The following is a 21,960-nucleotide window of genomic DNA, read 5'->3' as shown; positions in this document are numbered from 1 at the left end:
CTACGCCTTGGCCACCGACTGCTCGAAGGACAGCACACCGTCCGGGTCGTACTGCTGGGCGACCTTGCGCAGCTTGGGCAGGTTCGGGCCGTAGTACGCGGTGCCCCAGTCCGCGAGGCTGGCGTCGATGTAGTTGACGTACGCGCCGTCGCCGATGACGGCGCCGAGGTTGTCGCGGACCTCGCCGACGGCGGTGCGCGCCGAGGCGGCGGTCGAGCCCTGGTAGATCTGGGCCGTGGCAAGGGCTCCGCGGTGCGGAAAGGCCGTTTCCGTCGCGCCGACCCGACCGGCCGCGCCGCCGATGCTGTCCAGCAGCACGTCCATGCCGCTGCGGCCGGCCATCACCTCGGCGAACTTTGCCGGATCCGACAAGGGTTTCGCCAGCACACGGGAGGTCGCTGTGAACGATTCCCGCTTCAGCACGCCGTTTCCGTTCCAGCTCGGCGTGCACTGGGCGTTGCTGTAGGAGGCGCAGCCGCCGAAGTACTTCATCGCGTCCACATAGGACTTGGACAGCGTGTACCGGTTGGTCGGCTGCGTGCCCGTCGCCGCGATCAGCTTGTTCAGCAACGGATTCAGCCCGGTCGGCGAGCCGACGAAGCAGCCGTTGATCCGGCACGTCGACGGATTTCCGCCGGAGACGCCCATCGTCGTCCACAGCTCGTCCGGGGCCGTCGCGATGAACTGCTGCCAGCCGCCGAGCACGTCCGCGACGGAGCCGCCCGGGAACTGGAGTTGGAACACGGTCAGCTGCGGCGCTTCCTCGGTCCGGAACGTGAACGAGGTGACGATGCCGAAGTTGCCGCCGCCCCCACCGCGCAGCGCCCAGAACAGGTCCGGCTCCTGCGAGGCCGAGACCGTGCGCAGCTTGCCGTCGCCGGTGACGATCTGCGCCGACACCAGCTTGTCGCAGGTCAGGCCGAACTTCGTGGTCAGCACGCCGACGCCGCCGCCCAGCGTCAGGCCGCCGATGCCGACCGTCGGGCACGAGCCCGCCGGCAGGCACCGGCCCGCGTTCGCCAGTGCCGCGTACACGTCCATCATCCGGGCGCCGGCGCCGATCGTCGCCGTGCCGTCCGGCTGGACCTGAACGTCCTTCATGCCGCCGAGGTCGACCACCAGGCCACTGTCCGGTGTGGAGTATCCGACGTAGCTGTGGCCGCCGCTGCGGGCCGCGATCGGGATCCTCGACGCGTAGGCCAGGGCCACGCAGGCCTGCACGTCGCTCGGGTTGGCCACCTGCGCCACCGCCGCCGGCTTCCGGCTGTCGAACAGCGGGTTGTAGGCCAGCTTCGCCGTCTCGTAGGCCGGGTCCGCCGGCAGCACCAGCTTGCCGGCCAGCTGGCCGCGCAGCTTGTCCCAGTTCGGCGGCACCGCCGGCGGCCTCGTCGTCGTGGTCGGCGTCGGGCTCGTCGACGTCGACGACACCGGGCCCGGGCCGCCGTTCGGCGAGCACGCCGCCGCCGCGACCGCCGTCGCCCCCACCCCGGCCGCCTGCAAGAACGCCCGCCGGCTGATCGCCATCCTGGACACCTCCTGACCCGAGGACGCGTCGGAACCGCTGTCGTTGCCAGCAGTCTCCCAATGATCAGCCGGCCCCGCCCGACGGACGCCCCACCCCGCCGGGGTCAGGCCAGGCGGAGGGCTCCGGGGGCGTCGGCGGGGACGACGGGGTGCTTGGGGGCGACCGGGGCGATCCGCCGGTAGCCGGCGCCGGCGGCGGGGCGCTGGTCCTCCTCGCCCTTGTTCGGCCACAGGGCGAACGCCCGCTCGGCCTGGGCGGTGATCGTCAGCGACGGGTTGACGCCGAGGTTGGCGGAGATGGCGGCGCCGTCCACAACGGACAGGCCGGGGTGGCCGAAGACGCGGTGGTACGGGTCGATGACGCCGTGCTCGGCGTCGGTGCCGATGGCGCAGCCGCCGATGAAGTGAGCGGTCAGCGGGATGTTGGCCAGCTCGCCCCAGGTCCCGCCGGCGACGCCGCCGATGTGCTTGGCGGCCAGCTGGTTGGCCAGGTGCCCGGCGGGGATGAAGGTGGGGTTGGGCTCGCCGTGCCCCTGCTTGGACGTGAGCTTGCCGCGCCGGGTGAAGGTGGTGATGGAGTTGTCCAGGCTCTGCATCACCAGCAGGATCACGGTCCGCTCGCTCCACCGGTGCACGGAGAGCATCCGGGCGGTGATGAGCGGGTGCCGCACGGCGTAGCGAAGGAATTGCAGCCACCGCGGAGTCGGCAGCGAGCCGTCGGTGGCGATGGTCTGCAGCAGCCCCATGGCGTTGCTGCCCTTGCCGTACCGGACGGGCTCGATGTGCGTGGTGGCGTCGGGGTGGATGGACGACGTGATGGCCACGCCCCGGCTGAAGTCCTGCGCTGGGTCGAAGCTGAGCCGGCCGGCGCCGATGATGGCCTCGGAGTTGGTCCGGGTGAGCTCACCGAGCCGGCGGGACAGCCGCGGCAGCGCGCCGGAGTCGCGCATCTTGTGCAGCAGGTTCTGGGTGCCCCAGGTCCCGGCGGCGAGCACGACCTGGCCGGCGGTGATGGACGACCGGCCGCCGAAGCGAGCCCCGGTGCGGCGGGTGTCGACCCGCCAGGTGCCGTCGGCAAGCTCACGCAGCCCGGTCACGGTGGTCATGGGCAGCACCTGCGCGCCGGCCCGCTCGGCCAGGTACAGGTAGTTCTTGACGAGCGTGTTCTTGGCCCCGACCCGGCAGCCGGTCATGCACGACCCGCACTCGGTGCAGCCGGTGCGCGCCGGCCCGACACCGCCGAAGAACGGGTCGGGGACGGTCTTGCCGGGCTCGCCGAAGTGCACGCCGACCGGCGTCGGGTGGTACGAGTCGGCGATGCCCATGTCGGCGGCGACCTGCTGCATCACCCGGTCGGACGGCGTGGTGGTGGGGTTGGTGACGACCCCGAGCATCCGGCTGGCCTGGTCGTAGAACGGGGAGAGCTCGGCCTCCCAGTCGGTGATGTGGGCCCACTGCGGGTCGGCGAAGAACGGCTTGAGCGGCCGGTACAGGGTGTTGGCGTACACCAGCGACCCACCGCCGACGCCGGCCCCGGCCAGCACCATCACGTTGCGCAGGGTGTGGATGCGCTGGATGCCGTAGCAGCCGAGCTGCGGGGCCCACAGGAACTTCCGCAGGTCCCACGAGGTCTTGGCGAACTCCTCGTCGCTGAACCGCCGCCCGGCCTCCACGACGGCGACCCGGTAGCCCTTCTCGGTCAGCCGCAGCGCGGCGACGCTGCCACCGAAGCCGGAACCGATCACCACGACGTCGTAATCGACGGAAGCACCGTTGCTACTCGTCAGTAGGCCCATGCACCGAGACTAAGCGGAACCGCCCGGTTCCACCAGATCGGTGCGCAGGATGCCGTACATGACCATGTCGCGGCGGACGCCGCCCCGAGTGTGGGCGCCACGAATCACGCCTTCGCGGCGAAGGCCGGCATTGGTGAGCGCCTTCTGCTCGGCGACGTTCTCGGCGTCGGTGCCGGCCTCGATCCGGTCGTACGGCGTGGTGGCGAACAGGTGCTCCACCAGCAGCCGCTGCGCGATCGAGCCGACACCCCGCCCACGCGCCGACGGCAGCAGCCCGATGCCGATGTTCCAGGCCACGCAGCCGGTGGTCGGCCCGTACATCACCGGATGCCAGCTGACCAGGCCGAGCCGCTCGCCGGTGGCGGCGTCCACGACCAGCAGCCGGTGGATCTGCACCTTGATCAGGTCGTGCACCGTGTCGCCGTCGTCGGCCTCGTAGTCGCCGTCGTAACCGTCCTGGACGTGGTCGACGTCCTCCTGGGTCGGCTCGACCAGCGCGACGCCGTCACGCTCGACGACGGTCACCCGCGCACCGTCAGGCCGACCTTCTGGAACTCCTTCAGGTCCGAGTAGCCGGTCTTGGCCATCGCCCGGCGCAGCGCGCCGAACAGGTTGACCGCGCCGTCCGGGTCCGCCGACGGGCCGAACAGCAGCGTGCGCAGGTCCACCTCGGCCTCGGCGCCGACGGTCACCCGGGACCGGGGCACCGACGGGTGCGCGGCCGCCGAGGTCCAGTACAGGCCCTGGCCGGGCGCCTCGGTCGCGGCCGACAGCGGCTCGCCCAGCATCACGGCGTCCGCGCCGCAGGCGATGGACTTGGCGATGTCGCCGCTGGAGTGCACGCCGCCGTCGGCGATCACGTGCACGTACCGGCCGCCGGTCTCGTCCAGGTAGTCCCGGCGTGCCGCCGCCGCGTCCGCGATGGCCGTGGCCATCGGCACGCCGATGCCCAGCACCGAGTCGGTGGTGGTGACGCCGCTGGAGTGCCCGTAGCCGACGATCACGCCGGCCGCGCCGGTGCGCATCAGGTGCATGGCGGTCCGGTAGTCGCCGACACCGCCGGCGATCACCGGCACGTCCAGGTCGGCGATGAACTGCTTGAGGTTGATCGGCTCGCCGTCGCGGGCCACGTGCTCGGCCGACACGATCGTGCCCTGCAGCACGAGGATCTCCACGCCCGCGGCCAGCAGATCCGGCGTCAGCTCGGCGGCGCGCTGCGGGCTGACCCGCACCGCGACCGTGACGCCCGAGTCGCGCACCTGCTTGATCGCCTCGGCGATCAGGTCGGCCTGGATCGGGGCGGCGTGCAGCTCCTGCAGCAGCCGGGTGACGGCCAGCGGGTCGTCCTCCTCGGCCGCCCGGGTCAGCCGGAACATCGCGTCCTCGACGTCTGAAAGCCGGGCCCACAGCCCCTCGGCGTTGAGCACGCCCAGCCCGCCCAGCTCGCCGACCGCGACCGCGGTGCGCGGCGACACCACCGCGTCCGACGGGTGCGTGATCAGCGGGATGTCGAACCGGTAGGCGTCGATCTGCCACGCCGTCGACACGTCCTTGGACGAGCGCGTCCGCCGCGACGGGATGATCTCGACGTCGTCCAGCTCGTAAGCCCGCCGCGCGGAGCGACCCATCCCGATTTCGACCAGATCCCGCACGGCCTGTCCTCTCTCCCCGATCACGCAAACCCGACGAGATTAGACCAACTCAGCGAGTGGTGTAGTTGGGTGCCTCGACCGTCATGGTGATGTCGTGCGGGTGCGACTCCTTCAGACCGGCCGCGGTGATGCGCACCAGCTGCTTGGACTGCAGCTCGGCGATCGAGCTGGAGCCGGTGTAGCCCATGCCGGCGCGCAGCCCGCCGATCAGCTGGTGGGTGACCTGGGCCAGCGGCCCACGGAACGGCACCCGGCCCTCGATGCCCTCGGGGACCAGCTTGTCCTCGTTGAGCACGTCGTCCTGGAAGTAGCGATCCTTGGAGTACGACTTGGCCTCGCCCCGGGACTGCATCGCGCCCAGCGAGCCCATGCCCCGGTAGATCTTGAACTGCTTGCCGTTGACCAGGATCAGGTCGCCGGGGGCCTCGGCGGTGCCGCCGAGCAGGCCGCCGATCATCACCGCGCTCGCGCCGGCCGCGATGGCCTTGGCGATGTCGCCGGAGTACTGGATGCCGCCGTCGCCGATCACCGGCACGCCGGCCGGCCGGCAGGCCTGGTCGGCCTCGTAGATGGCGCTGATCTGCGGCACGCCCACGCCCGCGACCACACGGGTGGTGCAGATCGAGCCGGGACCGACGCCGACCTTCACACCGTCCGCGCCGGCGTCCACCATCGCCTGCGCGCCGACCCGCGTCGCCACGTTGCCGCCGACGATGTCGACGCTGTCGCCGAGGTCCTTCTTCAGCCTGGCCACCATCTCCAGCACGCTGCGGGAGTGGCCGTGCGCGGTGTCCACCATCAGCACGTCGACACCGGCCTCGGCCAGGCTCATGGCCCGGGTGTAGGCGTCGTCGCCGACGCCGACCGCGGCGCCGCAGATCAGCCGGCCGTCCGGGTCCTTGGTGGCGTTCGGGTACTGCTCGGTCTTGACGAAGTCCTTGACCGTGATCAGGCCGCGCAGCTTGCCGTCGCCGTCCACGATCGGCAGCTTCTCGATCTTGTGCCGGCGCAGCAGGCCCAGCGCGGCCTCGGCGGACACGCCCACCTGGGCGGTGACCAGCGGACCCTTGGTCATCACCTCGCGCACCGGGCGGCTGTGGTCCACCTCGAAGCGCATGTCCCGGTTGGTGATGATGCCGATGAGCTTGCCGTCCGGCTCGGTCACCGGCACGCCCGAGATGCGGAACTTGGCGCACAGCTGGTCCACCTCGGCCAGCGTGGCGTCGGGCGAGCAGGTCACCGGGTCGGTCACCATGCCGGCCTCGGACCGCTTGACCACCTCGGCCTGCGCGGTCTGCGCCTCGATGGACAGGTTGCGGTGCAGCACGCCGATGCCGCCCTGGCGAGCCATCGCGATCGCCATCCGGGCCTCGGTCACGGTGTCCATCGCGGCCGACACCAGCGGGATGCGCAGCGTGACGTTGCGGGAAAGCTTGGTCGAGGTGTCGACCTGGCTCGGAATGACGTCGGACTCGGCGGGCAGCAGCAGCACGTCGTCGAAGGTCAGTCCGAGCATGGCGAACTTCGACGGCGTTTCCTGAGCGGTGAGCTCGGTCATGTTCGGGCCTCTGGCCTTCCTGCACTGACTACAAAGGGTGGATTTTCGCAGGCGGAGCGCCTCTGTCCATGGTATCTGGAGCCATTGGCGGCCCGGCGCGGTACCGTGCGGGGTCGTGCCGCACGACGCGTTGCCTCCAGACCCCTTCGCGGGCGACCCCGACGACCCCGCTCGGGCGCTGCGCGATGCCGACGACCACGAGCACGATCCGATCGGCGAGGAGGAACGCGCCGAGCTGATCAACGATCTCAGCGACCTCGCGGTGTACCAGGCGCTGCTGGAGCCGCGCGGGGTCCGCGGCGTGGTGGTGGACTGCGGCGACTGCGACGAGCCGCACTACCACGACTGGGCACTGCTGCAGGCCAGCCTCGAACAGCTGCTGCACGACGGCCACATGCGGCCGCACGAGCCGGCCTTCGACCCGGACCCGGCCTGCTACGTGAGCTGGGAGTACTGCCGGGGCTACGCCGATGGCGTCAACGAGCGGGAGAGCGCCCGCTGAGCTGCGACCAAGCTCACACGTGACGCTCCACCCATGACGCTCGGAAAGGACCTTTCCTCCACTCGGAGTGGAGGAAAGGTCCGTTCCCAGCATTCGGGGTCAACTGGTCGGCGTGCCACCGGTGGGCAGGTTGTTGCTCGACCCGCTGCCGCCCGAGGGCGGGTTGCCGCCGTCGTCGGGCGGGTTGTTCTTGCCGCTGCCGGCGGTGTCCGACGAACTCGTCGACGGCGACGGCGAGCTGGAACTCGACGGCGGCGGCGTGGTCGTGGTCGTCGTGGGCGGCGGCGTGGTCGTCGTGGTCGTCGGCAGCGTCGACGTCGACGAACCCGGGTCCGACGTCAGCGTCGGCGAGGTCGGCTGGGTCGGCGACGTCGGCTGCGTCGACGTGGTGTTCAGCTCGTTGACCAGGCTCTCGTGCGTCTTCGACAGCTGCGAGCGGCCGTCCTCGTTGGACACCAGCGGCAGCGAGCTCTGGGCGTTGGCCAGCGCCGTGCGGGCGTCGCCGATCCGGCCCTGGCTGAGCGCCGAGCGGGCGGCGTTCAGGTCGGACTCGACGGCGACCGCGGCCTCCACGGAGTGCGCGTGGTCGGTGTAGAGCATCTGGGTCAGCCCCCAGAGGGCGTCACCGGGCCTGGCGTCGCGCGCGGCCAGGCTGACGCCGGTGAAGGCGATCGCCAGGACCGCGGCCGCGGTGGCCAGCGGGACCAGAAGTCGGGGTCGACGGCGCGCGGCCCGCCGCGCGGCGAGCACGGTCTCGGCCGCCGTCTCGGTGTCCACCAGATCGCCGAACGGCTCGTTGTCCACGTCACGCCGCCAGGACAGCAGCAGCGCGCTCAGCTCGTGGCCGGCCAGCGTGGAGTTCAGTTCGGGATTGCCCCCGCCGAGGGCGTCCAGCAACGCGTCGTCGGCACGCACCGCCGCCAGGTCCACCGGCACGTCGGCGGCGCCCAGGTCGAACCCGTTCACCAGCTCCGAACCCAGTGGGTCGTCACCGGTGAGCACCGGTCTGCTTCCGCCCAGACTCCCAGAGAACTGGCCTCTCAACGGCCATTCTCTCGTGGCGGCATCCTCATCGCCGGGCCCGTGCTGCTCGGCCACTCAGACCACCTCCTCCGCTGCCAGCGTCTTGCGTAGTCGTGCCAACGCGCGGTGCTGCGCGACGCGCACCGCTCCCGGGGTTGAGCCCACCGCGTCCGCCGTCTCCTCGGCCGACAGCCCGACGACCACGCGGAGCAGCAGGATCTCCCGCTGCTTGGCGGGCAGGATGCGGAGCAGCTGCGCCATCCGCTCGGAGAGCTCGCCGTGCATCGCGCGCTGCTCGGGCCCGGCGTCGGTCTCCGGGGCGTCCGGGACCTCCGGCACGGGTTCGGCGCGGTTGCGGGCGGCCGCCCGATGGGCGTCGGCGACCTTGTGCGCGGCGATGCCGTACACGAAGGCGAGAAAGGGCCGGCCTTGGTCGCGGTAACCGGGCAGAGCCGTGAGCACCGCGAGACACACCTCCTGGGCGACGTCGTCCGCCGAAGCGAAGGACCTCTCCTGCCTGCCGACACGGGCGCGGCAGTACCGCACCACCAAAGGGCGGATAGACGCCAGGACACGTTCGATGGCCTGGCGGTCGCCATCAACGGCAGCGCCCACTGCGGCGTCCAGTCCGTCCCCCGTAGTGCTCATCGCAGACAACAGCCCTGGTGTTACTTCTGGGCACACCGACGCGGTCGGCATGCGAGACGTTGGTCGCTCAACCCGGTCGGACTCACCGTACCGGGCGACACCGACTGATGTAACGCTGCGGCGGGTCACCCTTGGTCACGGAGTGTGGCATCCGGCCTCGGACACGGGCCAGTCCAGCCCAACGGGTCGCTGAGCTGGACCAATGGGATGCGACGTCGTGACGGCGCGGCAGCGGGGCAAGCGATTTCCCCACCTCCGCCCGGGGACGCCCACGAGAATGTGGCGTCCCCGACACCGGCGGTGGGGGTACCGAGGAGTGAGAACTTCAGGACACCAGGCCGCGGCGGAAGCCGTGCGCGACGGCCTGGGCGCGGTCACGAACGCCGAGCTTGCGGAACAGCCGGCGGGCGTGCGTCTTGACGGTGTCCTCGGACAGGTACAGCTCGCGGCCGATCTGTCCGTTGCTCTTGCCCTGGCTCATGCCGCGCAGCACCTGCAGCTCGCGCTCGGTGAGCTGCACGCCCGGGTCGGACGGCTGCCGCGGCGCCGGCACCGAGGTGCTGGCCAGCGTGTGCGCGAGGGCGGCGACCAGCTCCGGCCGGGACGCGTCCCAGCGCAGGTAGCCGCGGGCCCCGCCGGCGATGGCGGCGGCGATGCTGCCGGCGTCGTCCGGCGCTCCGAACACGATGACGTTGGCCTGGGGGTTGGCCGAGACCAGCCGGCGGGTCGCCTCGACACCGGTCGGCACGGCGCGCTGGGTTCCCACCAGTACGACATCCACCGGCTGCCGGGAGAACCGCGCCAACAACTCGTCACCGTGTGCCACGCAGTCGATGCGACTGACCCCAGGGACTGCCGACATGACACGCGTCAGCCCCTCCCGCACGCTGCGGCGGTCGTCGCAGATCAAGACCGTCGTCACGGGGACTCCTTTCCGACAGCCGAGTGACGTTCCACTTCCCCTATCGGACGCCGGGCCGGCAACCTTGACACGATCCGGTGCTTAATCCGTCAAGTAGTTCGCCCGGATGTCCGCCAAGCCGGGTTCCCCGGAACGGAGCAGCGGCCTCACGGCACCCAGACGGAGGCCTTCGCGAGCGTTCGGGCGGCCGGATCGGCACGCAGCAACACGCAGCTCAGCACCCCTTTAGCCCGTTCGAGCCATGCCTGCGCCCCATCGGGTCGCAGGTGGCACAGGAGCAGTGCGCAGGGCCACACGAGGGGGTGTAGCCCCAGGGCCTCATTGTGACGCACATCACACTCTAACAGGGCTTCAGCTCGCTCTTTCGAGACCCCGTCGTGCAGATTCGCGAGCGTCGCGGCGAGCACCATCCGGGACTTGACGCGGTGCCGGATCGCCCCCGCGGCGGTCGCCGTGTCCACCGCCCGCCGAGCCGGCTCCAAGGCGTCTTCCGGCCGGCCGGCGGCCAACTCGATCTCCGCGCGGACCCAGTCCAGCCGCACCGCCGACCGCCAGCGGTGACCGCCCACTCGCTCGACCGTGTCGGCTGCCACCACATGCAGGCGACGAGCCGGGCCGCCGACACCGATCGCATCCGCCGCCAGCCCCGTCAGGGCGTCCGCGAGCGCGCCAGCGGCGTCCACCCCGTCCGGGTCGTCGGCGACCGGTTCCACGCCCGCCAGCCGCGCCAGGGCCTCCCCGTCCAGCCGTCGCGCGGCGGCGTGACCACCCACCTGGCGGCGTTGGGAGGCCAGCGTGCTCGCGGCCAGTGACGCCAGCACCGGATCGGCGGTGTGCCGCAGCTCCGTCAGGAGCGCCGTGGCGGCGGCGTAGCGGCCCTGTCCACCCAGCACGACCGCGGCCAGCCAGCGCTGCCGCGGCGTGCCCAGGGCGGCCTTGCTGACGTCCGCGCCGGGGTTCCCGCCGAAGGCGGCGTCCCGCAGGTACTCATCCATCGGCGCCCAGCAACACGTACGAAATGCGGTCCAGCGCGGCGGACAGCGAGTCCAGCGGCTCCGCGTGCGGCGGCAGCTTGCTCTGCTGCCAGCCGGGGCCGCCGACGAACAGCCGGATCCGCTGCCGGGTGCGCGGCAGCTCCGTCAACAGGGTGCAGTGGGCGTACCGGGGTAGCTGTGCCCACAGGAACACCGCCGCCGGCGCGATCCGCCGAACGGCTGCTGCCAATGCGTCGGCCGGCAACGCTGCGCCGAGCAGCATCGTTCCTACGCCCCGCTGGACGAGCGCGGCGGCCAGCGCCTGCAGCGGCAGGCTGTGCTGCTCCTCCGGCACGCAGGCGAGCAGCACCGGTCGGGGATTCACCGGCAGCGGCGCGCCGACCTGCGCCGCCGACAGGGCGGCCGTGACGCACTGCGTGAACAGGTGCTCGACCTCGACGCCCTCGCCCGAGTGCCGCCAGCGCTGGGCGATGCCCGTCAGCACCGGCCGGATCATGGTGTTCCACGTGACCAGCACGCCGAGCTCGGCCAGCGCGTCGTGCAGCAGCTGCTGCACGGACACCGCGTCCATCGCCATCACGGCCCGCCCCAGCCCCCGGGCCTGCCTGCTCACGCCGGGCAGGCGCAGCACGCGGCCACCCGTGCTGACCTGCTCGCCGTCATCGGCGTCGCCGCCGACGATCAGCTCCGGCAGTTCGGCCGGCAGCGGCTGCGCGGTCAGCCGTTGCTCGGGCAATGTGCTGCTCAGGGCGTAGCGGGCGGCCTCCGCCGGTGACGCTCCGCGCAGCAACGCCCGCTGCATGAGTTCCAACCGGGCGATGTCCTGATCTCCGTAGCGACGGTGCCGGCCGGTGGTGTGATCGGTCGGGCCAAGGCCGTACCGGCGGTCCCAGGTGCGCAGCGTCGCAGGTGCCACGCCGAGCCGCCTGGCAACTGCCGCAACGGAGAGCATCGGTTCGCCGGCTGCGCGCTCCCGCGGAACGGGCTCCGGCTGAGTCGTCACGGTGGACATCGTCCGGGCACCTTCTCACAGCGGCAACTCACGTCACGCGGTGTGACCTGGGCCACCAGAGGTGGAGGACCTTGATCACCCGTCGGCAGGAATGAACAACTTCCCACCCGAACACTCTTGAACAAGTTTTGGCGCGGTTCTACGGTGATCGCAGTTAAGCCATACGGAGCAACCACGATGGGCACCGACCCGGCGAGGAGGCGGTTCTCGATGGCAGACACCCGAAGGCTCCCAGGTCCGAACGCGGACGTCTGGGACTGGCAGTTGGAAGGCAACTGCCGGGGCATGGACAGCGCCTTCTTCTTTCATCCGGACGGCGAGCGCGGCCCGGCCCGGTCGCGGCGCGAGGCCCGGGCGAAGGCCGTCTGCCAGACCTGCCCGGTGCTGGAGATGTGCCGCCGGCACGCCCTGGCGGTCCAGGAGCCGTACGGCATCTGGGGCGGCATGTCCGAGTCGGAGCGGGACACCATCCTGAAGTCGAGGCGTCGTCAGCTCGTGCTCACGTCGTAGGCCCAAGGTATGACGCGACGACCATCTCCGCGGTGGACGCCCGATGACGCCCGCCCGCCCTAACTTCGTCTCATCGACGGGGAAGTTAGGGGATGGTCGCAGTGCACAGCATGGCTTTCGTCCAGTTCGGACAGGTGTTCGCCGGGGTCGCCCTGGTCGGACTGGTCGCCCTGGCCATCGCCCACGTGCTGATCGCGGTGCTGGCGGTGGTGAGCGTGCTCGGGTCCCGGCAGAGCACCGGCATGAAGGCGGTGTGGTTCCTGCTGATCTGGGCGATGCCGCTGATCGGCAGCGTGATGTGGTTCCTGGTCGGCCGCCGCGAGCAGCGGGCCCAGTGGGACCCGGCGTCGCAGCGCCACCCGGCTATGCAGTAATCCCTTACGACGCAACGAAAAGGACCCCTTCCGTTCTCGGGAAGGGGTCCTTTTCGTTGCTCAGACCTCAGTGGCCGTGACCGTGGCCGTGGCCATGACCGGCGTCGGCCGGCTCCTCTTCCTTCTTCTCCACGACGGCGCTCTCCGTGGTGAGCACCATGCGGGCGATGGAGGCGGCGTTGGCGACCGCGGAGCGGGTCACCTTCACCGGGTCGATGACGCCGGCGCCGACCAGGTCGCCGTACTCCAGGGTGGCGGCGTTGAAGCCCGCGCCCCACTCCTGGTCCGCGACCTTGGACACCACGACGGAGCCCTCGAGGCCGGCGTTGGTGGCGATCCAGAACAGCGGCGCGGACAGGGCGTCGCGCACGATGCGCACGCCGGTGGCCTCGTCGCCGGTCAGGCCCAGGTTGTCGGCGAGCTCCTTGGCCGCGTGCACCAGGGCGGAACCGCCGCCGGGCACGATGCCCTCCTCGACCGCGGCCTTGGTGGCGGCGACCGCGTCCTCGATGCGGTGCTTGCGCTCCTTCATCTCGGTCTCGGTGGCCGCGCCGACCTTGATCACCGCGACGCCGCCGGACAGCTTGGCCAGCCGCTCCTGCAGCTTCTCGCGGTCCCAGTCGGAGTCGGTGGCCTCGATCTCCTTGCGCAGCTGCTCGACCCGGGCCGAGACGTCCTCGCTGCGGCCGGAGCCGTCCACCAGGGTGGTGTTGTCCTTGGTGACGTGCACGCGCCGGACGCTGCCCAGCACCTCCAGGCCCACCTCGGACAGCTTCAGGCCGACCTCGGCGGCGACGACCTGCGCGCCGGTGACGGTGGCCAGGTCGTCCAGGAACGCCTTGCGGCGGTCGCCGAAGTACGGCGCCTTGACCGCGACGACCTTGATGGTCTTGCGGATCGCGTTGACCACCAGGGTGGACAGGGCCTCGCCCTCGACGTCCTCGGCGATGATCAGCAGCGGCTTGCCGGACTGGGCGACCTTCTCCAGCACCGGGATCAGGTCGGCCAGGGCCGAGATCTTCTCGCGGTGCAGCAGGACGTAGGCGTCCTCGTAGACCGCCTCCTGCGTCTCCGGGTCGGTGGCGAAGTAGGCGGAGATGTAGCCCTTGTCGAACTGGACACCCTCGGTGATCTCCAGCTCGGTGGCCAGCGTCGAGGACTCCTCGATGGTGATGACGCCGTCCTCGCCGACCTTCTCGATGGCCTCGCCGAGCAGCGCGCCGATCGAGGAGTCGCGGGAGGAGACCGTGCCGACCTGGGCGACGTTGTCGCGGCCCTTGATCGGGGTGGCCTTGTTCTTCAGGAACTCCACCACGTGGTCGACGGCGGCCTGGATGCCGCGGCCCAGCGAGGTGGGGTTGGCGCCGGCCGCCACGTTGCGCAGGCCGACCCGGACCAGGGCCTGGGCCAGCACGGTCGCGGTGGTGGTGCCGTCGCCGGCGATGTCGTTGGTCTTGGTGGCGACGCTCTTGGCCAGCTGGGCGCCGAGGTTCTCGTACGAGTCCTCGAGCTCGATCTCGCGGGCCACGGTCACGCCGTCGAGGGTGACGGTCGGGCCGCCGAACTTCTTGTCCAGCACCACGTGGCGGCCACGCGGGCCGAGGGTCACCTTGACGGCGTCGGCCAGCTTGTTGACGCCGCGCTCCAGAGCCCGACGAGCGTCCTCGTCAAAGCTGATCTGCTTGGGCATTACGAGCCTTTCTCAGGTTTACGCACACAGGCGCCCCGGCAGCCCGGTGTGGGCCGCCGGGGCGCCTGAGCGGAGAAAGCGACGTCAGTTGATGACGGCCAGCACGTCGCGGGCGGAGAGGATGAGGTACTCCTCGCCGTTGTGCTTGAGCTCCGTGCCGCCGTACTTCGAGTAGACGACGACGTCGCCGACCGCGACGTCCAGCGGGATCCGGTTGCCCTTGTCGTCGATGCGACCCGGGCCCACGGCCAGGACCTTGCCCTCCTGGGGCTTCTCCTTGGCGGTGTCCGGGATGACAAGACCGGAAGCGGTCGTCGTCTCGGCCTCGTTGGCCTGGACGAGGATCTTGTCCTCGAGCGGCTTGATGTTCACGCTCACCGGGGTGACCTCCACGGTCGTTCGAAAGCGTTGGCAGGTACCGACGGCGCCTGCCACCCCGCCGTCGCGGGGGCCGGGGCGGTAGTTGGTGCCGTGCGACTAGCACTCTACCCACGAGAGTGCCAACGCTTCAACCAACCCCACCCTCATGCCGCTCAGAGGATCTGAACCTGGGACACCGGCAGCCCCGGGTCCGTCGCCAAGTCCAGCCCGGACGGCTCCGCGTCGGCCGCCACGAGGTGCGCGCCGACGGCGGCGATCATGGCGCCGTTGTCGGTGCACAGCCGGGGACGCGGCACCCGCAGCGTGATGCCGGCGGCGGCGCAGCGCTCGGCCGCGAGACCGGAGAGCCGAGAGTTGGCGGCGACACCGCCGGAGATCACCAGGGTGTCGACGCCGAGATCCTTGACGGCGCGGATGGCCTTGCCGGTGAGCACGTCGGCGACGGCCTCCTGGAACGAGGCGGCGACGTCGGCCAGCGGCACCTCCAGCCCGTCCCGCTCGCGGTTCTCCACCCACCGGGCGACGGCGGTCTTCAAGCCGGAGAAGGAGAAGTCGTACTTGGCGTCGCGGGGACCGGTCAGGCCGCGCGGGAACGCGATGGCGCAGCCGTTGCCCTGCTTGGCCAGCTTGTCGATCGGCGGGCCGCCGGGGTACGGCAGGTCGAGCACGCGGGCGACCTTGTCGTACGCCTCACCGGCCGCGTCGTCGATGGTGGAGCCGATCTCGGTGATCTTGCCGGCGAGGTCCTCGACGAGCAGCAACTGCGAGTGCCCCCCGGAGACGAGCAGCGCGACGCACGGCGACGGCAGCGGGCCGTGCTCCAGCGTGTCGGCGGCGACGTGCCCGGCGAGGTGGTTCACGCCGTAGAGCGGCTTGTCCAAGGCGGCGGCATAGGCCTTCGCGGCGGACACGCCGACCAGCAGCGCCCCGGCCAGGCCGGGCCCGGCGGTGACGGCGATGGAGTCGACGTCGTCCAGGGTCATGCCGGACTTCTCCAGCGCCCGGCTCATGGTCGGGATCATGGCCTCGAGGTGGGCGCGGCTGGCGACCTCGGGCACCACGCCGCCGAAGCGGGCATGCTGCTCCACGCTGGACGCGACCTCGTCGGCCAGCAGCTCCAGGGTGCCGTCCGCGCCGAGCCGGACGATGCCCACCCCGGTCTCGTCGCACGAGGACTCGATGCCCAGCACGATGCGGTCGCCGGTCACGACTTCTCCTCCTGTCGGACCGCCGCGGGGCGGCCCATGGTGTACGCGTCCGCCCCGGACGGTTGGTAGTACCTGCGCCGCAGCCCCAGCTGCTCGAAGCCGCGGGACCGGTACAACGCTATGGCGCGGTCGTTGTCGGTGCGAACTTCCAGGAACACGGGCGCCGCGACCTGGTCGGCGCGGGCCAGTAGCGCCTCGAACAGCGCCTTGCCGACGCCCCGGCCCTGCCAGTCGGTGTCCACGGCGATGGTCTGCACACTGCCCTCGAAGTCGGGCGCACGGCCGTTGAGCGCGAGCCCGGCGTAGCCGATGAGCTGCCCGTTCTCGTCGTACGCCCCGAGGTAGAAGTGCCCGTTGTCCAACTCGGCCCGGAACGCGCGCTCGCGCCACGGGTCGTCGCCGGGGAACAGCTTCCGCTCCAGCTCCGCACACCGCGCCGCGTCCTCGTGACGCAGCGCGGCCAGGGTGAAGCCGGTCACGGTTGGGTCACCCGCTTGCGCCCGGTCGGCACGACGGCGTCGGGGCGGCGCAGGTAGAGCGGGGTCATCGGGCCGGGTTCGGCGCCGGCGAGCAGGTCCCGTGCCGCGACGGCGACCAGGCCGTGCGGCGACGGGAACGGGGCCAGCACGATCGGCAGGTCCAGCACGTCGGCGTACATCTCGGCGCCCTGCCCGGCGGCGCTGGCGACGTTCAGGGACGGCAGCTTCTCGGCCAGGTCGGCGGGCTTCTCCACGTGCGGGCCCTCCACGCGGCGGCCCTCGGCGTCGTAGGCGGCCCAGTAGACCTCGCGCCGGCGGGCGTCGGTGGCGACGAGCAGCCCGTGACCGGTGCGGGCCTCGACGGCGATGGCGTCGACGGTGGGCACCGGGTGGACGGGCTTGCCCAGGGCCTGGCCGAGGGCGGCCGCTGTGACCATGCCGACACGCAGGCCGGTGAACGGGCCGGGGCCGCTGCCGCAGACGATGGCGTCCACGTCGGCCATGGTCTTGCCGACCTCGGCCAGCGCGGCGCGCAGGTGCGGGATCAGCAGCTCACCGTGGGCCTTGGCGTCGACGGTGACGCGCTGCGCCAGCGTTCGCGGCACCGCGTCGGCGTCGAGCTGGACCACTCCGGCGGTGACGGCAGGGGTCGCGGTGTCGATGGCAAGCACTAGCACGGTCGTCAAGGGTACGACCATCATCGGAAGCGACTTCGACGCGAGGGGTTGATGGGATGTTGCTGCCGGCTCTGGCCGACCCGACAGATGCCGAAGCGATCGTCTTCGGCGACCGGAAACTGACCTACCGCGAGCTGGCCGGCACGGCGTCGGCGATCGCGAAACGGCTGGTCGGGGACCGGGTCGCGGTCTGGGCGACGCCGACGATCGAGACCTGCGCGGCGGTGGTCGGCGCGCTGGCGGCGGGCGTCGCGGTGGTGCCGGTCAACCCCAAGGTCGGCGAGCGCGAGCTCGAGCACATCCTCGGCGACAGCGCGCCGGCCCAGGTGCTGGCGGCGCCGGGCGTCGAACTGCCCGGCGGCCTGGCGTCGCTGCCGCGGCTCGATGTGGATCTGTCCGTACGGGACGAGGGCCTGCCGCCGGAGCCGGACGCGGAGGCGCCGGCGTTCATCGTCTACACCTCGGGCACGACCGGCCCGCCCAAGGGTGTGGTGATGCCGCGCCGGGCGATCGCGTCCAACCTGGACTCCCTGGCGGCGGCCTGGGAGTGGACGGCCGCCGACGTCGTCACGCACGCGCTGCCGATCTTCCACGTGCACGGCCTCGTGGTCGGCGTGCTCGGGCCGCTGCGGCGCGGCGGCGCCGTGCACCACCTCGGCAAGTTCAGCTCGGCGGCGGCCGCGGCGGAGCTGGCCGGCCCGGCGACGATGATGTTCGGCGTCCCGACGATGTACCACCGGCTCGCCGCGGACGTGGAGGCCGATCCGGAGCTGGCCAAGCAGGTCGCCCAGGCGCGGCTGCTGGTGTCGGGCTCGGCGGCGCTGCCGGCGACCTGCCACGAGCGGATCTCCAAGGCCACCGGGCAGCGGATCGTGGAGCGCTACGGCATGACCGAGACGCTGATGAACTGCAGCGTCCGGGCCTGGGGCGAGCGCCGGCCCGGCACCGTCGGCACCCCGGTCGACGGCGTGGACGTGCGGCTCGTGGACGACGCCGGCGAGGTCGTCTCCGTCAGCGACGACGCCACCATCGGCGAGATCGAGGTCCGTGGCCCGAACCTGTTCCTGGAGTACCTCAACCGCCCCGACGCGACCGCCGAGGCGATGCACGACGGCTGGTTCCGCACCGGCGACATGGCCACCCGCGCCCCGGACGGCTACATCCGGATCGTCGGCCGGCGGGCCACCGACATCATCAAGAGCGGCGGCTACAAGATCGGCGCCGGTGAGATCGAGAACGCGCTGCTGGAACACCCGGGCGTGGCCGAGGTCGCGGTCGCCGGCCGTCCCGACGACGACCTCGGCGAGCGGATCGTGGCCTGGGTGGTCGCGGCGGATCCCGCCCCCAGCGCCGACGAGCTGATCGACCACGTGGCGAGGCTGCTCACCCCGCACAAGCGGCCGCGCGTCGTGCACTTCGTGCACTCCTTGCCCCGCAACGAGTTGGGCAAGGTGACGAAACGGGCGCTGCCCTAGCCCCCCACTTCCGCTACGTGAGTGGCTCATTTCGCATTTTCGGGGCACGTGAGTGGCTCAGGTGCCCGCCAAACGGAAATGAGCCACTCACGTAGCGACAAAAAGGGCTAGGGGAGTTCGCGGGTGGTCCAGCTACCGTGCGGGTGCAGCTCGGCCACCCGCACGTCGTCGTCGAGGCGGGTGAGGCGGATCAGCAGGTGGTCGTCGGACAGCCGCTCGGCCACCCCCTCGCCCCACTCCACCACCACGGCCGCGTCCACCAGCTCTGTGTCCAGGTCCAGGTCGTCCAGCTCGTCGAGGTGCCCGCCCAGCCGGTAGGCGTCCACGTGCACCAGCGGCACGCCCCGGCCGCCCGGGGCGGCCCGGTGCTCGCGGGCGATCACGAACGTCGGCGAGCTGACCCGGCCCGCCACGCCGAGCCCCTCGGCGATTCCCCTGGTCAGCGCCGTCTTGCCGGCGCCGAGCGGGCCGGAGAGCAGCACCAGGTCGCCCGCCCGCAGCAGGCCGCCGAGTCGGCGGCCGAACTCGACCGTGTCCGCCTCCACCGGCAGCCGGAGTTCCTTCACGCCCGTTTCCACCATCGCCGTCCAGTCGTCTCGCCGTCCGCACAGCTGCGTACCAGCTCCACCAGGTGACCGGTGACCAGGTCGGCCTGCTCCAGCATCACCATGTGGCCCGCGCCGTCGGCGCGGACCAGCTCGGCGTCCGGCAGCTCGGCGGCGATCGCCTCGGCGTGCCGGAACGGCGTGAGCTTGTCGGCGTCCCCGCTGACCACCAGCACCTTGCAGTGCCGCAGGCCCGCCAGCGCCGCGTAGCGGTTGTGCGAGCCCAGGGTACGGACGAAGTCGGTGATGGCTTTGAGGGAGGTCCCGTCGATCATCGTCTCCATCAGGTCGACCAGCTTCGGGCTGACGCTGCGGTCGCCGAAGGCCAGGCCGCGGATGGCGCTCCAGGTGATGTGGCCGCCCGCCCGGCGGGCCCACTCGACCAGGCTCGGCTGCCAGTTCGCCAGCAGGCCCAGGCCCCGGGTGGCCGGGTTGTGCCGGGACAGCAGCGGGCGGGGCAGGCCGGACGCGCCGACGTCGCCGGCCGAGGTGCCGATCAGCGCGACGCCGCGGACCCGGTCCACGAACAGCTCCGGCTGCTGCTCGGCCAGCGCCATGATCGTCATGCCGCCCATGGAGTGCCCGACCAGCACCAGCGGGCCGTCCGGGGCCAGCGCGCGGAGCACGGAGTCCAGGTCGCGGCCCAGCTGCTCGATGGTGCTGGACTCGGCGGTGGCCCGGCCGGAGCGGCCGTGGCTGCGCTGGTCGTACAGCACCAGGCGAACCCGGGGATCGACCATCTCGGCCAGGTCGCGGCGCTGGAAGTGCCAGCAGCGGCGGTCCAGCACGAAGCCGTGCACCAGCACCACGGTCAGCGCCGGCGTGCCGCCGTCGGCCGGATCGACCTCCTCGCACGCGAGCGGCACGCCGTCGTCCGCCGCGACCGTGCACTCCCGGGTCGCGCGTAACTGGCCGAGCGGCTCGTCCTCGTTCGGGTCGTCCGTCTCGCGGCGCTGCCGTGCGATGCGGGCGTTCTGCGCCGCCGCGCCCAGCACCAGGCCCGTCGCCGCAGCACCCACCACGCCGCCGGTCACCCCGGCGGCCTTAACCCACGGCCTCATCGGCTGCCGCCGATATAGGTGCGCCGCACCCTCGGTCGGTACATGCCCGTGACGATCTCGTAGTCGATCGTGCCGGTCTTGTCGGCCCATTCCCGCGCCGTCGGCTCGCCGTGGTCGCCGGGGCCGAACAGGACCACCTCGTCGCCGTCGGTGATCGGGTCGTCCCCGCAGTCCACGACGATCTGGTCCATGCAGACCCGGCCGACGATCGGGCGCCGCGTCCCGCCCAGCCAGACGTCCATCCGGTTCGACAGCGACCTGGGCACCCCGTCCGCGTAGCCGACCGGCACCAGCGCCAGGGTCGTGTCCTTCTCCGCCGTCCACGTGTGGCCGTAGGAGACCGACTCCCCCGCCGGGACTCTGCGGGCCAGCGACACCGAGGAACGGAACGTCATGGCCGGCTTGAGGTCGGCCGTGCCCGGGACCGGGTTCAGGCCGTACACCGCGATGCCCGGACGGACCAGGTCGAAGTGCAGGTCCGGTCGGGTCAGCGTCGCCGCCGAGTTGGCCAGGTGCCGGATCGGGTGCAGGCCCGCGTCCAGGGCGATCTTGTACGCCTCGTCCAGCCGGGCCGCCTGCACGTCCACCGAGGGGTGGCCCGGCTCGTCCGCGTTGGCCAGGTGCGACCACACCGCCGCGATCTCGACGGTGCCCTCGTCGTGGGCACTGGCCGCCGCTTCCACCAGCGCCGGCCAGTCCGCCGGCTGGCACCCGCCTCGCGTCAGGCCCGTGTCGATCTTGAGATGGATCCGGGCCTCCGTGCCCACCGCCCGGGCCGCCGAGTTCACCGCCCACAACTGCCGCAGCGAGGACACCGACAGGTGGATGCCCGCCGCCACCGCCGGTCCGAAGTTGTCGTCCACCGTGTGCAGCCAGCAGAAGATGCGGCCCTGGATGCCCGCCGCCCGGAGCTCCAGGGCCTCGTCCACCGAGGCCACCCCCAGCCACGAGGCCCCCGCCGCCAACGCCGCGTTGCCCACCGCCACCGCGCCGTGCCCGTACCCGTCCGCCTTCACCACGGCCATCGTCTGCGCGCCCGAACGCACTGCCAACCGCGTCAGCAGCTCGACGTTGTGTTTCACGGCGTCCAGGTCGATCCGGACCTCGGCCCGCGGGAGAGGATTGTGCTGATCAGCCATAACGCGTTCATGGTGACACAGCCCCCCGACACCCGCCCCGGTCAGCCACCGCCAACCGGGTCACTCAGTCGGCTGTGCCGGGCGGCACCACCCATCGCGTCGGCTGGTCCGTGATCGCCGCGATGTCGTCGTAGTCGATGTCGTAGTGCAGCAGCACCACTCCGTGCCGCTCGGCCGTCGCCGCGATCAGCAGGTCGGGCAGCTTCACGCCGCGATGTGAGCCGCGCCCGGCGAGCGCCTGCTGCACCTCCACCGCCCGCTGCCACACCTCGTCCGGCGACGGCAGGCGTTCGAAGCCGGTTTCCAGCTGGGTGCGTCGACTCTCGTAGTCGCCCTTGTTCCGCGCCGAGTACAAGATCTCGAGTTCGACCATCGAGCAGATCGCGACCAGGCCGGCCTCGATCAACGGCCCCAGGAATTCGTACACCACCGGCTTGTGCAGCCGGGCCAACGCGCTGGTGTCCGCCAGGTAGCGGGCTACCGCCACGCCTCACCTCGTACCTCTGGATCGGCAAGATCCGCGAAGGCCCCGCCGCGTGCGGCGGCGAGGAAGTTCCGGCGAGCCTGAAGCGCGACGACCTCGGCCAAGGCGGTGTTGACCGTGTCCTTCTTCGTGGCCGTGCCGAGCACCTGCTGGGCCTGCAGCAGTAAGGCGTCGTCGATGTCGATCAGGGTGCGCGTCATGACGAGCCTCCTAGGCGTGCGCGGACGGTATATACACCTACCATA

At 71.6% G+C, this 21,960-nt stretch carries 24 protein-coding genes; 4 read left to right on the top strand and 20 right to left on the bottom strand.

What is annotated here, in order from left to right; translation table 11 throughout:
* From BJ998_RS22505 to guaB, 5 genes are all read right to left on the bottom strand, one after another.
* Window positions 1-1,524: an FAD-binding oxidoreductase gene (locus BJ998_RS22505; RefSeq protein ID WP_184864556.1), complete on the bottom strand. Its 1,524-nt coding sequence runs from the start codon at window positions 1,522-1,524 to the stop codon at window positions 1-3.
* Between the two features lie 104 nt (window positions 1,525-1,628).
* Window positions 1,629-3,320, bottom strand: a complete 1,692-nt coding sequence (locus tag BJ998_RS22500) for an FAD-dependent oxidoreductase (RefSeq protein WP_184864554.1) — start codon at window positions 3,318-3,320, stop codon at window positions 1,629-1,631.
* 9 nt (window positions 3,321-3,329) lie between these two features.
* Window positions 3,330-3,845 carry a GNAT family N-acetyltransferase gene (locus tag BJ998_RS47630; protein WP_184864552.1) on the bottom strand — a complete coding sequence of 172 codons (516 nt, stop codon included), beginning with the start codon at window positions 3,843-3,845 and terminating at the stop codon, window positions 3,330-3,332.
* Window positions 3,842-4,972, bottom strand: a complete 1,131-nt coding sequence (locus BJ998_RS22490; RefSeq protein ID WP_184864550.1) for a GuaB3 family IMP dehydrogenase-related protein — start codon at window positions 4,970-4,972, stop codon at window positions 3,842-3,844. Before BJ998_RS22490 ends, BJ998_RS47630 begins: the two co-directional genes overlap by 4 nt.
* A 49-nt stretch (window positions 4,973-5,021) precedes the next feature.
* On the bottom strand, window positions 5,022-6,530 hold the full coding sequence (gene guaB / locus BJ998_RS22485; RefSeq protein WP_184864549.1) for an IMP dehydrogenase: 1,509 nt from the start codon (window positions 6,528-6,530) through the stop codon (window positions 5,022-5,024).
* Between the two features lie 115 nt (window positions 6,531-6,645).
* Here guaB and BJ998_RS22480 point away from each other — a divergent pair, with 115 nt between their 5' ends.
* Window positions 6,646-7,032, top strand: coding sequence for a DUF5319 domain-containing protein (locus BJ998_RS22480; RefSeq protein WP_184864547.1), 387 nt, complete (start codon window positions 6,646-6,648; stop codon window positions 7,030-7,032).
* A gap of 99 nt (window positions 7,033-7,131) precedes the next feature.
* Here BJ998_RS22480 and BJ998_RS22475 read toward each other — a convergent pair whose 3' ends face one another.
* From BJ998_RS22475 to BJ998_RS22455, 5 genes are all read right to left on the bottom strand, one after another.
* The gene (locus BJ998_RS22475; protein WP_184864545.1) at window positions 7,132-8,034 is read right to left on the bottom strand and encodes an anti-sigma-D factor RsdA; all 903 of its coding nucleotides are present in this window, start codon (window positions 8,032-8,034) and stop codon (window positions 7,132-7,134) included.
* A 96-nt stretch (window positions 8,035-8,130) separates the two neighbouring features.
* Complete coding sequence (locus BJ998_RS22470) at window positions 8,131-8,703, bottom strand: sigma-70 family RNA polymerase sigma factor (protein WP_184864544.1); 573 nt, start codon at window positions 8,701-8,703, stop codon at window positions 8,131-8,133.
* Window positions 8,704-9,028: 325 nt separating this feature from the next.
* A complete protein-coding gene (locus tag BJ998_RS22465; protein WP_015805222.1) occupies window positions 9,029-9,625 on the bottom strand; it encodes a response regulator transcription factor in 597 nt (198 codons plus the stop codon).
* Between the two features lie 146 nt (window positions 9,626-9,771).
* Complete coding sequence (locus BJ998_RS22460) at window positions 9,772-10,620, bottom strand: tetratricopeptide repeat-containing protein (protein ID WP_184864542.1); 849 nt, start codon at window positions 10,618-10,620, stop codon at window positions 9,772-9,774.
* The gene (locus tag BJ998_RS22455; protein ID WP_184864540.1) at window positions 10,613-11,632 is read right to left on the bottom strand and encodes a MerR family transcriptional regulator; all 1,020 of its coding nucleotides are present in this window, start codon (window positions 11,630-11,632) and stop codon (window positions 10,613-10,615) included. Before BJ998_RS22455 ends, BJ998_RS22460 begins: the two co-directional genes overlap by 8 nt.
* 210 nt (window positions 11,633-11,842) lie before the next feature.
* On the opposite strand from BJ998_RS22455, the gene BJ998_RS22450 reads away from it, so the two are divergent.
* Together BJ998_RS22450 and BJ998_RS22445 are read left to right on the top strand one after the other, a co-directional pair.
* Window positions 11,843-12,142 (top strand): WhiB family transcriptional regulator, encoded by a 300-nt coding sequence (locus BJ998_RS22450; protein WP_116172860.1) that lies wholly within the window; start codon window positions 11,843-11,845, stop codon window positions 12,140-12,142.
* 110 nt (window positions 12,143-12,252) lie between these two features.
* Window positions 12,253-12,516, top strand: a complete 264-nt coding sequence (locus tag BJ998_RS22445) for a PLD nuclease N-terminal domain-containing protein (RefSeq protein ID WP_184864538.1) — start codon at window positions 12,253-12,255, stop codon at window positions 12,514-12,516.
* 67 nt (window positions 12,517-12,583) lie between these two features.
* Here the strand turns inward: BJ998_RS22445 and groL are convergent, their stop codons facing one another.
* The 5 genes from groL to tsaB form a co-directional block, all read right to left on the bottom strand.
* Window positions 12,584-14,206: a chaperonin GroEL gene (gene groL / locus BJ998_RS22440; protein WP_184864536.1), complete on the bottom strand. Its 1,623-nt coding sequence runs from the start codon at window positions 14,204-14,206 to the stop codon at window positions 12,584-12,586.
* A gap of 84 nt (window positions 14,207-14,290) precedes the next feature.
* The gene (gene groES / locus BJ998_RS22435) at window positions 14,291-14,584 is read right to left on the bottom strand and encodes a co-chaperone GroES (RefSeq protein WP_116172859.1); all 294 of its coding nucleotides are present in this window, start codon (window positions 14,582-14,584) and stop codon (window positions 14,291-14,293) included.
* Window positions 14,585-14,739: 155 nt separating this feature from the next.
* Window positions 14,740-15,795, bottom strand: a complete 1,056-nt coding sequence (tsaD, locus tag BJ998_RS22430) for a tRNA (adenosine(37)-N6)-threonylcarbamoyltransferase complex transferase subunit TsaD (RefSeq protein ID WP_184864534.1) — start codon at window positions 15,793-15,795, stop codon at window positions 14,740-14,742.
* Window positions 15,792-16,274 carry a ribosomal protein S18-alanine N-acetyltransferase gene (gene rimI / locus BJ998_RS22425; protein ID WP_184864532.1) on the bottom strand — a complete coding sequence of 161 codons (483 nt, stop codon included), beginning with the start codon at window positions 16,272-16,274 and terminating at the stop codon, window positions 15,792-15,794. The genes tsaD and rimI overlap by 4 nt, the downstream gene beginning before the upstream one ends.
* Window positions 16,271-16,951, bottom strand: a complete 681-nt coding sequence (tsaB, locus tag BJ998_RS22420; RefSeq protein ID WP_184864530.1) for a tRNA (adenosine(37)-N6)-threonylcarbamoyltransferase complex dimerization subunit type 1 TsaB — start codon at window positions 16,949-16,951, stop codon at window positions 16,271-16,273. Before tsaB ends, rimI begins: the two co-directional genes overlap by 4 nt.
* A gap of 56 nt (window positions 16,952-17,007) precedes the next feature.
* Between tsaB and BJ998_RS22415 the strand changes: the two genes are divergently transcribed.
* Window positions 17,008-18,426: an acyl-CoA synthetase gene (locus BJ998_RS22415; RefSeq protein WP_184864528.1), complete on the top strand. Its 1,419-nt coding sequence runs from the start codon at window positions 17,008-17,010 to the stop codon at window positions 18,424-18,426.
* Between the two features lie 107 nt (window positions 18,427-18,533).
* On the opposite strand, the gene tsaE is transcribed toward BJ998_RS22415, so the two are convergent.
* The 5 genes from tsaE to BJ998_RS22390 form a co-directional block, all read right to left on the bottom strand.
* Complete coding sequence (gene tsaE, locus BJ998_RS22410) at window positions 18,534-19,007, bottom strand: tRNA (adenosine(37)-N6)-threonylcarbamoyltransferase complex ATPase subunit type 1 TsaE (RefSeq protein WP_184864527.1); 474 nt, start codon at window positions 19,005-19,007, stop codon at window positions 18,534-18,536.
* A complete protein-coding gene (locus BJ998_RS22405) occupies window positions 18,989-20,092 on the bottom strand; it encodes an alpha/beta fold hydrolase (RefSeq protein ID WP_184864525.1) in 1,104 nt (367 codons plus the stop codon). The genes tsaE and BJ998_RS22405 overlap by 19 nt, the downstream gene beginning before the upstream one ends.
* The gene (gene alr / locus BJ998_RS22400; protein ID WP_184864523.1) at window positions 20,089-21,231 is read right to left on the bottom strand and encodes an alanine racemase; all 1,143 of its coding nucleotides are present in this window, start codon (window positions 21,229-21,231) and stop codon (window positions 20,089-20,091) included. The genes BJ998_RS22405 and alr overlap by 4 nt, the downstream gene beginning before the upstream one ends.
* A gap of 64 nt (window positions 21,232-21,295) precedes the next feature.
* Window positions 21,296-21,718 (bottom strand): PIN domain nuclease, encoded by a 423-nt coding sequence (locus BJ998_RS22395; protein ID WP_184864522.1) that lies wholly within the window; start codon window positions 21,716-21,718, stop codon window positions 21,296-21,298.
* Window positions 21,709-21,915 carry a type II toxin-antitoxin system VapB family antitoxin gene (locus tag BJ998_RS22390; protein ID WP_184864520.1) on the bottom strand — a complete coding sequence of 69 codons (207 nt, stop codon included), beginning with the start codon at window positions 21,913-21,915 and terminating at the stop codon, window positions 21,709-21,711. The genes BJ998_RS22395 and BJ998_RS22390 overlap by 10 nt, the downstream gene beginning before the upstream one ends.
* Between the last annotated feature and the right edge of the window lie 45 nt (window positions 21,916-21,960).

It is taken from the genome of Kutzneria kofuensis (genome assembly GCF_014203355.1).
Taxonomy (GTDB): Bacteria; Actinomycetota; Actinomycetes; order Mycobacteriales; family Pseudonocardiaceae; genus Kutzneria; species Kutzneria kofuensis.
This window is presented reverse-complemented; position numbering and strand designations above follow the sequence as displayed.